Origin of the sequence: Curtobacterium sp. MCPF17_046 (genome assembly GCF_003224295.1) — a bacterium.
In the GTDB taxonomy this organism is placed as follows: domain Bacteria; phylum Actinomycetota; class Actinomycetes; order Actinomycetales; family Microbacteriaceae; genus Curtobacterium.
This window is the reverse complement of record NZ_QKLB01000001.1, coordinates 26,742-39,225: the sequence shown is the minus strand read 5'-3', so window position 1 is coordinate 39,225 and position 12,484 is coordinate 26,742. Positions and strand designations below refer to the sequence as shown.

Annotated in this window: 10 protein-coding genes; 4 read left to right on the top strand and 6 right to left on the bottom strand. The window is 72.1% G+C overall.

The annotated features are described in order from the left end of the window. The first annotated feature begins 60 nt into the window (after positions 1-60). Positions 61-1,179, top strand: coding sequence for a polyprenyl synthetase family protein (locus DEJ32_RS00175; protein WP_110889604.1), 1,119 nt, complete (start codon positions 61-63; stop codon positions 1,177-1,179). An 83-nt stretch (positions 1,180-1,262) separates the two neighbouring features. Here DEJ32_RS00175 and DEJ32_RS00170 read toward each other — a convergent pair whose 3' ends face one another. Then, a complete protein-coding gene (locus DEJ32_RS00170; protein ID WP_110825263.1) occupies positions 1,263-1,625 on the bottom strand; it encodes an Rv2175c family DNA-binding protein in 363 nt (120 codons plus the stop codon). 224 nt (positions 1,626-1,849) lie between these two features. Here DEJ32_RS00170 and DEJ32_RS00165 point away from each other — a divergent pair, with 224 nt between their 5' ends. Further along, the gene (locus DEJ32_RS00165; protein WP_258365979.1) at positions 1,850-3,106 is read left to right on the top strand and encodes a LysM peptidoglycan-binding domain-containing protein; all 1,257 of its coding nucleotides are present in this window, start codon (positions 1,850-1,852) and stop codon (positions 3,104-3,106) included. Positions 3,107-3,218: 112 nt separating this feature from the next. After that, positions 3,219-5,258 carry a Stk1 family PASTA domain-containing Ser/Thr kinase gene (pknB, locus tag DEJ32_RS00160; RefSeq protein WP_110900111.1) on the top strand — a complete coding sequence of 680 codons (2,040 nt, stop codon included), beginning with the start codon at positions 3,219-3,221 and terminating at the stop codon, positions 5,256-5,258. A gap of 112 nt (positions 5,259-5,370) precedes the next feature. On the opposite strand, the gene DEJ32_RS00155 is transcribed toward pknB, so the two are convergent. The 3 genes from DEJ32_RS00155 to DEJ32_RS00145 all read right to left on the bottom strand — a co-directional run bounded on the left by DEJ32_RS00155 (position 5,371) and on the right by DEJ32_RS00145 (position 8,537). Further along, on the bottom strand, positions 5,371-6,714 hold the full coding sequence (locus tag DEJ32_RS00155; RefSeq protein WP_110900110.1) for a class II 3-deoxy-7-phosphoheptulonate synthase: 1,344 nt from the start codon (positions 6,712-6,714) through the stop codon (positions 5,371-5,373). A 117-nt stretch (positions 6,715-6,831) separates the two neighbouring features. Then, the gene (locus tag DEJ32_RS00150) at positions 6,832-7,557 is read right to left on the bottom strand and encodes a 1-acyl-sn-glycerol-3-phosphate acyltransferase (RefSeq protein WP_110889603.1); all 726 of its coding nucleotides are present in this window, start codon (positions 7,555-7,557) and stop codon (positions 6,832-6,834) included. Between the two features lie 26 nt (positions 7,558-7,583). Further along, positions 7,584-8,537 (bottom strand): ROK family protein, encoded by a 954-nt coding sequence (locus DEJ32_RS00145; protein ID WP_110825507.1) that lies wholly within the window; start codon positions 8,535-8,537, stop codon positions 7,584-7,586. A gap of 213 nt (positions 8,538-8,750) precedes the next feature. Here DEJ32_RS00145 and DEJ32_RS00140 point away from each other — a divergent pair, with 213 nt between their 5' ends. Then, on the top strand, positions 8,751-10,565 hold the full coding sequence (locus DEJ32_RS00140) for an AMP-dependent synthetase/ligase (RefSeq protein ID WP_375342304.1): 1,815 nt from the start codon (positions 8,751-8,753) through the stop codon (positions 10,563-10,565). Positions 10,566-10,697: 132 nt separating this feature from the next. Here the strand turns inward: DEJ32_RS00140 and DEJ32_RS16435 are convergent, their stop codons facing one another. Together DEJ32_RS16435 and DEJ32_RS00135 are read right to left on the bottom strand one after the other, a co-directional pair. After that, positions 10,698-10,829 carry a hypothetical protein gene (locus DEJ32_RS16435; RefSeq protein WP_258368247.1) on the bottom strand — a complete coding sequence of 44 codons (132 nt, stop codon included), beginning with the start codon at positions 10,827-10,829 and terminating at the stop codon, positions 10,698-10,700. Positions 10,830-10,964: 135 nt separating this feature from the next. Further along, positions 10,965-12,473: a hypothetical protein gene (locus DEJ32_RS00135; RefSeq protein WP_110889601.1), complete on the bottom strand. Its 1,509-nt coding sequence runs from the start codon at positions 12,471-12,473 to the stop codon at positions 10,965-10,967. Positions 12,474-12,484: the final 11 nt, after the last annotated feature.

Genomic DNA, 12,484 nt, shown 5'->3' with positions numbered 1-12,484 from the left:
TCGACGCGGTGGAAGGGGTGGATCGATCTTACGACCGGGCCACCCACTAAGGTAAGGACCGTGGCTGAGAGTACGCGATTAGTGGACCTCGTCTCGGCGCGGATCGATCGGGCTCTCGACGAGCAGCGCGACCGCCTCGCGGCGATCAGTCCGGACCTGCTCCCCTTCGACACGTTCGCGCGTGACCTACTCGGCGGCGGCAAGCGCTTCCGCGCCCTGTTCTGCTACTGGGGCTGGCAGTCCGTCGCCGGACGCTCCGGCTCGTTCGACCCGCTGTCCGAGGGCTCCCGCCAGACGACCGCCGAGGCCGTCGTCACCGCCGCCGCCGCGCTCGAGGTCTTCCACGCCGCGGCCCTCGTGCACGACGACATCATGGACCGGTCGGACACCCGTCGCGGTCGTCCCGCCGCCCACCGCCGGTACGAGTCGCTCCACGCCGAGTCCGGCTGGGTCGGAGACCGCGCGCTCTACGGCACGAACGCGGCCCTGCTGCTCGGGGACCTGCTGCTCTCGCTGAGCGACGCCGTGTTCGACGAGGCCCTCGCCCTCCTCGACCCCGTCCGGGCGCGCATCGTGCGGCAGGAGTTCCACGCGATGCGGCTCGAGGTCACCGCCGGGCAGTACCTCGACATCCACGAGGAGACCGCCTGGCCGACCGTGGACGACGCCGAACAGCTCGTCCGCGCGCAGCGGGTGATCGTCTTCAAGTCCGCCAAGTACTCGGTGGAGGCACCGCTGCTCATCGGAGCGCTCATCGCCGGCGCGAGTGCGAACCAGCTCGACGGCCTGCGGTCCTTCGGTCTCCCCCTCGGCGTGGCCTACCAGCTGCGCGACGACATGCTCGGGGTCTTCGGCGACCCCGAGGTGACCGGCAAGCCCGCCGGCGACGACCTCCGCGAGGGCAAGCGCACCGTCCTCGTCGCCACCGCCCGCAAGGCCCTGCCGGTCGGTGCACGGCAGCTGCTCGACGAGCTCCTCGGTGACCCGGACCTCGACGACGACCAGGTGCAGATGCTCCGCGCGACGCTCACCGAGTCCGGTGCGGTCAGCGCGGTCGAACGCTCGATCGACCGGCACGTCCAGCGTGCCAAGGCCGCCCTCGACGCCGCACCGCTCACCCCCTCGGCGCGCGACCAGCTCGCGGCCCTCGCCGACACCGTCAGCAACCGCTCCGCCTGACCGGGCGCGCGCGGCACCACAGACCGACGGGAGGCCCGGGTACCAGCTGGTACCCGGGCCTCCCGTCCGTCGGGCGGTCGCGTCTAGAGCAGTGCCTGGGCCGCGCGGCGCACTTCCGCCTTGCGGTTGGCGCGCAGGGCGGCGACGGGCGTCGTCCCCATCGCGTCGTCGTGCGTCAGCATCCACCGCACGGCCTCGTCGTCGGTGAGCCCGTTGTCGCCGAGGACGATGAGGGTGCCGCGCAACGCGGGCAGCGGCTCGGTGCCGTCGAGGAACTCGACGGGGACGCGGAGCACGCCGTCGACGCGGGCGGGGAGCAGCGTGCGCTCCTCGAACAGACGGTGGACACGGCCGGGGCTCACCCCCAGCAGGTCGACCAGGTCGGGCACGGTCAACCAGCGTTCGGACAGGGCGTCGTCTCCGGGAAGGGCACTCACGGGGACCATCGTGCCAGAGCCGGGCGGGCTCGCGCAGCACACCACGGCGGTGAACAGCGTCGTGTCGGGCGGCCGATTCCTCGCTGAGTCACAGCAGTCACACCCGCATCACCCGACTCTCTGGTTGACTTGGGATCACCGGCGTGTCAGCGTGTGGTCACCTGTGCGTGACGTGCGCGCACGGCCGCCAGAGCCACCCCGTGCCGACGACGTGCGGAGACAGGAGAACGACCGTGGACAGGGACACGACCGCAGACGAGGCAGCGCGCCGCATCCGCTCCGCCCGCTTCGCCACCATGCCGATCGTCCTGGCCGGCACGATCGCCGTGACCGCCGGGCTGACCGGACCGATCGCGCACGCCGAGCAGCGCCACGACGACGACACCGGGAAGCGTCACGTCGACGCGGACCGGGACGTCCACGTGGACCGGGACCTCGGGTCACGCCCGGTGTTCGCCACGGCCGTGGCGCGCCCCGCGACGCCGGTCGCCACCACCGTCGCCGCGACGCGCACCGCCGCGCCGACGACGTACACGGTGCAGCAGGGCGACACCGTCTCCGGCATCGCGGCCCGGTACGGCCTCTCCGCGCAGGAGATCCTCGTCCGCAACGGCCTCGGCTGGAACACGATCATCCACGCCGGGCAGACGCTCCGCCTCGCATCGACCCCGGTCGGCGCCGCGCAGTCCACGGCGTCCGGCACCGCGAGCTACCACGTCAAGCAGGGCGACACCGTCTCGGGGATCGCCGCCAAGGTCGGCGTCTCGACCGCCGCGCTCCTCACCGCGAACGAGCTGTCCCAGCGCAGCGTCATCTACCCGGGCCAGACCCTCCGCGTCCCCGCCGGCACCGCGAGCGCGACGAAGACCGCGACCACCGCCGGGCCCGTGGCACCGTCCGCCGGCCCGACCACGTCGTCGGCCGTCGTCCGCGGCGGCTCGGTCACGATCGGTGACGGCGACACCATCGCATCGGTCGCGACGACCCACGGCGTGTCCGTCGCGTCCCTGCTCGCCGCGAACGGTCTGACCTACACGAGCACGATCTACGCCGGCGGCACCCTGGTCCTCCCGACGAGCGGGGCGTCCCTGTCCAGCGAACAGCGCGCGAACGCGGCGACCATCGTCCGCGTCGGCCGGTCGCTCGGGGTGCCCGACCGCGGGCTCGTCATCGCGCTGGCGACGGCGATGCAGGAGTCGAGCCTCCGCAACCTCGCGCACGGCGACCGCGACTCGGTCGGGCTGTTCCAGCAGCGGCCGAGCCAGGGCTGGGGGACGCCCGCGCAGCTCCAGGACACCGTGTACGCCTCGGAGCTGTTCTTCGGCGGCTCGCGGAACCCCAACCCGGGTGTCACCCGGGGGCTCCTCGACGTCCCCGGCTGGTCGTCGATGAGCGTCACCGAGGCCGCCCAGGCCGTCCAGCTGTCCGCGTACCCGAAGGCCTACGCCCAGTGGGAGCAGTCGGCGGCCGCCTGGCTCCGCTCGCTCTGAGCCGGTCGTCCCGGCCTGACTCCGATCCCCGGGTCATCCCTCCGGTCGAGATCGTGTAACGACCGGTGCGCCGGTGTGCTCGTCCGGTGCACCGCTTCGTAGAATGCCGCAGATGACCACGAACGCCGCCACGGACCCGATGATCGGTCGCATGATCGATCAGCGGTACCGCGTCCGCTCCCGCATCGCGCGGGGCGGCATGGCGACCGTGTACCTCGCCACCGACGTCCGCCTCGAGCGCCGCGTCGCCGTCAAGATCATGCACGGCCACCTCGCGGACGACCAGGCGTTCCGGGAGCGGTTCATCCAGGAGGCCCGTTCGGCCGCCCGCCTCTCCCACCCCAACCTCGTCGGCGTCTACGACCAGGGTGCCGAGGACGACTGCGTCTACATCGTCATGGAGTACATCCCGGGCATCACGCTCCGCGACCTCCTGCAGGAGCACCGCGCCCTCACGCCGGAGCAGGCGACCGACATCCTCCGGGCCGTCCTGGCCGGGCTGGCGTCCGCGCACCGCGCCGGGATCGTGCACCGCGACCTGAAGCCCGAGAACGTGCTGCTCGCCGACGACGGCCGGATCAAGCTCGGTGACTTCGGGCTCGCCCGCGCCACCACCGCGAACACGGCCACGGGTGCGGCCCTGCTCGGGACCATCGCGTACCTCTCCCCCGAACTCGTCACCCGTGGCGCCGCTGACTCGCGGAGCGACATCTACGCGCTCGGCATCATGCTCTACGAGATGCTCACCGGCGAGCAGCCCTACAAGGGCGAGCAGCCGATGCAGATCGCCTACCAGCACGCCAACGGCACCGTCCCGGCGCCGAGCGCCGCGCTGCCCGGCGTCCCGGCGGAGCTCGACGACCTCGTCGCCTGGGCCACCGCGCGGGACCCCCGCGACCGACCCCGTGACGCCCGCGAGATGCTCGACCACATGGCCGGCGGGCAGCAGCGCGCCACCGGTCAGTACCGGACGGCCGTCCTCCGCCCCGAGAACGCGACCGCGATCCTCCCGTCGGGTGGCAGCGCCGGCGCAGCGACCTCCGGCGACGACGTCGAGGACGCGAGCGAACACGACACCACGGTGCTCGACCGCCGCGGGACGCAGGAAACCCCGCCGCGTCGGCCCGGCGGCCGATCGGCACCCGGGCCGCGACGGACCGGCGCCGTCACCGCCGCGCTCTCCCCCGCCGGGCAGCGACTCGCGGACAAGTCCGTCAAGCGGCGGAAGCGCGGGTGGATCGCCCTCGTGGTCGTGGTCGTCCTCGCGCTCGTCGGCGCGGGCATCGCCGCGTGGTACGGCCCCGGCCCCGGCGGCAACGTCCGGATCCCTGCGGTCGCCGGCAAGACCGTCCAGCAGGTGCGCCAGAGCCTCGAGTCGACCGGCCTGCGTGCCGCGGCCGCGACGACCAGCCGTCCCGACCTGTCCGTCGAGGCCGGCCTGGTCACCGCGACCCAGCCGCCCACGGACCGCGAGGTCCGGAAGGGCACGGCGGTCCGCATCGTCGTCTCGAGCGGCCCCCGCATGATCGCCCTCCCGGCGATCGTCGGTCAGTCCGTCTCCACCGCGCAGGCCGCCCTGGACGACGACTTCCGGCTGCAGGACCCGCGGTACGAGTTCTCCGCCGACGTGCCCGCCGACACCGTGATCGCCGCGACCGGCCGGGACGGCTCCGGCGCCGTCGACCTGACCACGGTCGAGCGCTACCCCGAACGCGGACCCGTGACCCTGACCGTCTCACTCGGAGCCGTCCCGGACGTCACCGGGAAGACCGTCGACGACGCCAGAGCCGCCCTCGCCGCCGTCGGCCTCGAACTCGGTGCCCAGACGCAGCAGTACAGCGAGGACGTCCCGACCGGTCAGGTCATGTCCGCGACGGTGACCGACGACCCGGCGGAGAAGGGCTCGGCCGTGGACGTCGTCGTCTCGCAGGGACCGGCGCCGATCGCCCTCCCCGACGTCTCCGGCGACACCGTCGACGAGGCGCGCGCGAGGCTCGAGGCGCTCGGCCTCGAGGTCACCTACCCCGACTGCACGAACATCCTCTGCGGGTTCTACGACTGGGAGAGCAAGCTCCCCGTGCGCTCGACCGACCCGGCGCCGGGCACCACCGTGCACAAGGGCGACACCGTCACCCTGGCCTACGACCAGTAGCCCCCGTCGGACCGGAGGCCGGACGCACGGGAGGCCCGACACCGGTCCGGTGTCGGGCCTCCCGTCCGTCAGCGGGGTGCGCCGGGGCGACCGCCGCTGGTGGCGGCGTCGATCAGCGCGCCACGGACGGGTGCGCGCGGAGCTCCTCGGCCACCAGGAAGGCGAGCTCGAGCGACTGCATGTGGTTGAGGCGCGGGTCGCACAGCGACTCGTACCGGGTGGCGAGGGTCGCCTCGTCGATGTGCTCCGAGCCGCCCAGGCACTCGGTGACGTCGTCGCCCGTGAGCTCGACGTGCATGCCGCCCGGGTACGTGCCGACCGCGCGGTGCACCTCGAAGAACCCGAGGACCTCGTCCACGACGTCGTCGAACCGGCGGGTCTTGTACCCGTTCGGCGTGGTGAGCCCGTTGCCGTGCATCGGGTCGGTCACCCAGAGCGGGTTCGCGTCCATGCCCTTGACCGCTTCGAGCAGCTTCGGGAGCTCGTCGCGGATCCTGCCGGCGCCCATCCGGGTGATGAAGGTCAGGCGGCCCGGCTCGCGCTCCGGGTCGAGCTTCTCGATGAGGGCCCGCATGTCGTCGACGCTCGTGGTCGGCCCGAGCTTGACGCCGATCGGGTTCCGCACGCGGGACAGGAAGTCGACGTGCGCCCCGTCGAGGTCGCGGGTGCGCTCCCCGATCCAGATGAAGTGGCCGGACGTGTCGTACGCCTGACCCGACCGGGAGTCGATCCGGGTCATCGGGCGCTCGTAGTCCATGAGCAGGCCCTCGTGCGAGGCGTAGAACTCGACGTGCTTGAGCGCCTCGAAGTCGGCGCCGCACGCGGCCATGAACTGGATCGCACGGTCGATCTCGGCCGCCAGGTTCTCGTACCGGGCGTTCGCCGGGTTCGCCGCGAAGCCCTTGTTCCACGAGTGCACCTGGCGCAGGTCGGCGAACCCGCCCTGCGTGAAGGCGCGGACGAGGTTCAGCGTGGACGCCGCCGTGTGGTAGCCCTGCACGAGCCGACGCGGGTCGGCCTGGCGTGACTCCGGGGTGAAGTCGTACCCGTTCACGATGTCACCGCGGTAGGCCGGCAGGGTGACGTCCCCCCGGGTCTCGAGGTCGCTCGACCGGGGCTTCGCGAACTGCCCGGCCATGCGGCCCATCTTGATGACCGGGGTCGACGCACCGTAGGTGAGCACGACGGCCATCTGCAGGATGGTCTTCACGCGGTCGCGGATCGAGTCCGCGGTGGCGCCGGCGAAGGTCTCGGCGCAGTCGCCGCCCTGCAGCAGGAACGCCTTGCCCTGGGCGGCGGCGGCAAGGCGGTCGCGCAGCTGGTCGACCTCGCCCGCGAAGACGAGCGGCGGCAGCGTGGCGATCTCCGCGGAGGCGGCCTCGGCAGCGGCGGGGTCCGGCCAGCTCGGCTGCTGCTTGATCGGGAGCGTGCGCCAGTGGTCGAGCCCCGCGATCACGTCAGGGTCCTGCAGGGTGAGGGAGTCGATCGACTCGGACAAGGCTGCACCTCGGTGTTCTGGTCGCACGCGGCCGTCGCCGGGACGGCGTCCCGACGGTTGCGGGACTGTCCGAGCCTACCGTCCGGGTGTGACCCGACGCTCCCGCATGACGGTCTCGCGGGCGGTCGTCGCGCGCTCCTTGACGCTCGTCGCGTAGACGTCCTCGTACTCCTGCCGGCTCAGCCCGCGGAGCTCGTGCATGATCTCGTCCGTCACGCTGCGGAGGATGAACCGGTCGGTCTCGAGTCCCTCGAAGCGGGAGAAGTCGAGCGGCTTGCCGAAGACGACGCCGACGCGCTTGAACTTCGGGAACTTCTGGCCGATCTGCTGGACCTCGCGGGTGCCGACCATCGCGACGGGCACGACGACGACCCGGCCCTCCAGGACCATCCGGGCGATGCCGGTCCGGCCGCGGTAGAGCTTGCCGTCCGGGCTGCGCGTGCCCTCCGGGTAGATGCCGAGCTGCTCGCCGCGGGCCAGGACCTGCAGCCCGGTGCGGAGCGAGGCCTCCGATGCCTTGCCGCCGGAGCGGTCGATGGGGAGCTGCCCGATCGCGTTGAAGAACGTCTTCGTCGCCCAGCCCTTCAGCCCGCGGCCGGTGAAGTAGTCGCTCTTCGCGAGGAACGACATCCGCCGGTCGAGCACGGCGGGCAGGATCACGGAGTCGATGAACGACACGTGGTTCGACGCGAAGATGACCGGCCCGGACCGCGGGACGTTCTCGCGGCCGATCACCCACGGCCGGAACAGCGTCAGGATGAGCGGGCCGAGCACGAAGTTCTTCAGCAGCCAGTAGAGCATCGTCGACTCCGTCGGGTGGGGTGTGGTCAGGCCGTGCGGGCGTGGATGCGGGCGAGGTCGGCGGCACCGACCACCCCCGCGTCGTTGACGAGCTCGGCGATCACGAAGTCCGGCTCCGGGTGGTAGCCGCGGGCCGGGAGGTTGTTGAGGTACGCCTGCTTGATCGGCTCGAGCAGCCGGTCCCCGGCGCTGGCGACCCCGCCGCCGAACACGAACAGCTGCGGGTCGAGCACCGCGGACAACGACGCGCACGCCTCGCCCAGGTGCCGTCCGAGCCGACGCAGCGCGGCGAGGGCGCCGGGGTCGTCGGCCAGGATGAGGTCCCCGACGACCGCGCCGTCCAGGTGGCCGCCGTTCGCGTCACGGGCCTCGGCCAGTGCCACGCCGATGCCACCGGCGTCCGCGACGTCGTTCGCCATCCGCTGGAGGGCGCGGCCCGAGCCGTACTGCTCGATGCACCCGCGCGCGCCGCACCCACAGGGCAGGCCGTTCGGGACGATGCGGAGGTGCCCGATCTCGCCGCCGGTGCCGAACCCGCCACGGAACAGGCGGTCCTCGGTGACGATCGCGCCCCCGACACCGGTGCCGATCGTCAGCATGGTCATGTCCGACACCAGGCGACCGGCACCGAAGCGGAACTCGGCCCATCCGGCGGCGTTCGCGTCGTTGTCGACGGTGATGTGCAGGTCGCCGAGACGCTCCTGCAGCTTCTGGCGCAGGGGTTCGTTCCGCCAGCGGATGTTCGGCGTGTAGTAGACGATCGACTGCGATGCGTCGATGAAGCCCGGCGCCGCGACCCCCACCGCACCGACCTGGTGCTGGAGGCTGAGGCGCTCGACCATCGACACGACGTCGTCGAGCATGGCGATCGGGTCCGCAGCGTTCGTGGCGACGCGGTCCTCGGCGAGGATCTCGCCGAGCTCCGTGACGACCGCTCCCGCGATCTTGGTGCCCCCGATGTCGATTCCGATGGCATGCACGAAGACGCAGCCTACCGGTTCGGTGGCGGCGCACCGAACGGGTGGACGCTCACCGAACTCCGGAGGAGTCGTCCTATGCTGAGTGTGAGCCGTCTCGACGATGAGCGGACTCACATCGAACCGGCCGACGAGGGAGTTGCCGTGACCGATCAGCGTGCCGACCGCACCACGTCCACCAGCAGGGGCGGGTCCCCTGCCGAACACGGCGCCGGCCTGGTCGCACCGGACCACGGTTCAGCGGCCCGCCTGCTCTCCGACCGGGCGACGCTCACGCCCGACCGTCCGATCCTCGCCGAGCGCACCGGCGACACCTGGTCCGGCATCAGCGCCGCCGACGTCCTCGCGCGCGTCCGCGGCATCGCGAAGGGCTTCGTCGCAGCGGGGCTGCAGCCCGGCGCCCACGTGGCGATCCTCTCGCGCACGCGGATGGAGTGGACACTCGTCGACTTCGCGGTGTGGACCGCGGGTCTCGTGTCCGTCCCGGTGTACGAGACGAGCGCGCCGGACCAGATCCGGCACGTCCTGGCCGACTCCGAGTCCGTCGCGATCGTCGTCGAGCAGGAGGAGCACGCCCGACGGGTCGCCGGCATCGCCGCGGACCTGCCGCACCTCGGCCAGCACTGGACGATCGACGGCGGCGGTCTCGACGACCTGACCCGCCTCGGTGAGGACGTCAGCGACGAGGAGCTCGACGGCCGGACGGCCACGGTGTCCGGGCGCGACGACGCCACGATCATCTACACCTCGGGGACGACCGGGCGGCCGAAGGGCTGCGTGCTCCGACACGACAACTTCACCGCCACCGTGGAGAACGCCACCGAGGCGATGTCGGAGGTGGTGGCCGGGGATGCTTCCACCCTGCTCTTCATCCCGATGGCCCACGTGTTCGCCCGGTTCATCGCCGCGATGTCGGTCTCCGCCGGCGTGCTCGTCGGCCACGAACCGGACACGAAGGACCTGCTGAGGGCGGTGTCGACCTTCAAGCCGACCTTCCTGCTCGCGGTCCCCCGGGTGTTCGAGAAGATCTACAACTCGTCCGAGCAGAAGGCCGACCTCGGGGGCAAGGGCAGGGTCTTCCGCGCGGCAGCCGCGACCGCCGTGGCGCACTCCGAGGCCGTCGCGGCCGGTCGGGTGCCGCTCGGCCTCACGCTGCGCTTCCGGCTCTTCGACAAGCTCGTGTACGCGAAGCTCCGGGACGCACTCGGCGGTCGGGTCCGCTACGCGATCAGCGGGTCCGCGCCGCTCTCCCCGCGCCTGTCCCACTTCTTCCGCTCGATCGGCGTCGTCATCCTCGAGGGCTACGGCCTCACGGAGACGACCGCGCCCGCGACGGTGAACCGTGCGACGGAGCTGCGGATCGGCACCGTCGGTCGTGCCCTGCCGGGCGTGGAGGTCCGGATCGCGGACGACCAGGAGATCCTGATCCGCGGGGTCGACGTCTTCGACCGCTACTGGCGGAACCCGGAGGCGACGGCGGCGGCGTTCCGCGACGGCTGGTTCCGCACCGGCGACCTCGGCCGGCTGGACGCCGACGGGGTCCTCACCGTGACCGGGCGCGCGAAGGAGCTCATCGTCACCGCGAGCGGCAAGAACGTCGCGCCGGCGCCGCTCGAGGACGCCATCCGCGAGCACCCGCTCGTCGGGCAGGTCGTCGTGGTCGGCGAGGGCAAGCCGTTCGTCGCGGCGCTCGTCACGCTCGACCGCGAGATGCTCCCCGGTTGGTGCGAGGCGCGCGGGATCGCACCGGCACTGAGCCCGCAGCAGGCCGCTCACGACGAGCGGGTGCAGCAGGCCGTCCAGGAGGCGGTGGACGCCGCGAACAGCCGGGTCTCCCGCGCCGAGTCGGTCCGGTCCTTCTCCGTCGTCGACGCGGACCTCACCGAGGCCTCCGGTCACCTCACACCGAAGCTGACGATCAAGCGGGCGGTCGTCCTCCGGGACTTCTCAGCCGACGTCGAGCACATCTACTCGGGGTCGGCCGTGCAGACGACGTCGACGCCGGTCGTGCCGTCGCGTCGGCGGCCCTGACAGCGCTGACGGTCCCGCGGCTCGACCGCCTGGAGGCCCGTCACCCGTCTGCGAGACGGGTGACGGGCCTCCAGTGCGTCGTCTGTGGGGGGACCGAGGCGCCGCAAGCGCTGCTGGCCGGCCCCACACGACTCAGGCCTGCGGGACCTCCGGGGAGTCGATCGGATCGAGCACCGCGGTCGCGGCGGGGCCGGACGAGGTCGGCTCCGGGAGTCGGTTGGTGCGGGTGCGGTGCGAGCTGAGCTCGTCGTTCTGAGGTGCCATCGTGCTCGTCCTCGTGCGTGGGATGTGAGGTCGGCGGGAGACCGACCCGCACACGCTACCGCGTGATCTGGCTGTCCTGACAATCCCGCGTCCGGGTGTCATGACCGGCGTCGGAGGGACGCCGGTCATGGCTGCTCAGCGGCGCATCATCACCACGGCGGACGACACGGCCCGGACGGTCGAGACACCGGGGTGGGTGATCGCGACACGGACCCGGTACTTGGCCTGGGGCAGGGAGCCCAGGGCGAAGCGGACCGAGTTCGTGCCGTCCTTCACCGCGATGTCCTTCGCGATCGTGTGCCAGTCCCCGGTGCCCTTCCGTGCGACCGACACGGCCGCCGTCGCGCCCGGTTCCCAGGCCGCGTCGTGGAACGTGACGGTCGTCGGGCCGGTCGAACTGGGGTCGGCCCGCAGGTGGATCGCCTTGAGGTGCCAGGTGAGGGCTCCCGGGTCCTCGTTCGGGTCGTAGCGGAGCTGCGTGATCGACCTGCCGTTCCAGCCGAGTTCCGGGGCGAGGGCGTCCTCGTCCAGGTCGTTCTGCGCGCTGAGGTCGATGTCGATCCGCTTGGCGTTCACGCCCGACCAGGTGAGCATGTCGTTGCCGATCTGCGGCACGGTCGACGACTGGTCCCACCAGATGAGCCGTGCCATCTTCCCGCCGCCCGGTGTGCCCGCGAGCGAGAACGACCCGTCGTACGAGTACTCCACCGACAGGTTGTGGTACGTGTCCGCGGCGAACTTCGACACCGGCAGGGTCAACTGCGAGTCGCCGGGGTACTGACCGGAGTTCCGCGCGGTCATGCCCCGTCCGCCGTACCCGAGCACGGTGGCGTACTTGACGCCGACACCGCTCGCGTTGTCGGCGGTGGTGAAGACCCAGGGCTTCCCGCGCTGTCGCGTCGCCAGGTCGACGCCCTGGCGGACGTTGGGCGAGTCGACCACCGGGCGCGGCCGGCGCACGACGGTGGTGGTGCCGTAGGTGCCGGCCGGGTAGGCGGCGTGCGCCCCGCCGGTGCCGTGCAGGCGGGTCCAGTCGATGCGCGCGGTCCCGGTCTTGCCGGCGGGCAGGACGACCGGGTCGAGACGGAGCGCGACGATCTTGCCGGACCAGGCCCGCTTGGACTGCAGGGTCGAGGAGGCCAGGGACAGGTCGTAGACCTTGTTGCCGGGAGTGACCGGGAACGTGATGCCGCCGCCGCACTCGGAGGTCTTCTCGCGGCAGGTCCACCACCACACCGCGCCGATCTGGCGGTCGAACGGCTGGTCCATCTTGAACGACAGCCGCTTGTACCGGGAAGCGTCGACGGGCTTCGCGGCACCGTCACGGCCGTACGGCAGGCTCCCGCTGATGGTGTCGACCAGCGACACCGCGTCGCCCGAACGGAGCGCGACCTGGAGCTTCCCCGCCTTCACGGACGTGGGGGTCCCGACCGAGTCGGTGTTCTGGTCGGCGGTGTTCGAGTAGTTCCACGGGTCGCCGTAGACCTCCGAGGCGAAGTCCGGCGACTCGACCTCCCGCGTGGCGGCGGCCGCGGGTGCGGCATCGGGCACGACGCTGACGGTGGTGCCCACGAGTGCCGCGAGGGCGGCGGTGACGATGACTGCTGCGGTACGACGACGTGTCGCCGGGCGGCGCTGCTGCATGCTGCTGATCC

What these genes read in the sequence shown, in the direction of transcription:
- DEJ32_RS00170 (WP_110825263.1), bottom strand. Translation starts at nt 1,625, where the DNA reads ATGGTCCCCGTGAGTGCCCTTCCCGGAGACGACGCCCTGTCCGAACGC.
- pknB (WP_110900111.1), top strand. Translation starts at nt 3,219, where the DNA reads ATGACCACGAACGCCGCCACGGACCCGATGATCGGTCGCATGATCGAT.
- DEJ32_RS00150 (WP_110889603.1), bottom strand. Translation starts at nt 7,557, where the DNA reads ATGCTCTACTGGCTGCTGAAGAACTTCGTGCTCGGCCCGCTCATCCTG.
- DEJ32_RS16435 (WP_258368247.1), bottom strand. Translation starts at nt 10,829, where the DNA reads ATGGCACCTCAGAACGACGAGCTCAGCTCGCACCGCACCCGCACCAAC.
- DEJ32_RS00135 (WP_110889601.1), bottom strand. Translation starts at nt 12,473, where the DNA reads ATGCAGCAGCGCCGCCCGGCGACACGTCGTCGTACCGCAGCAGTCATC.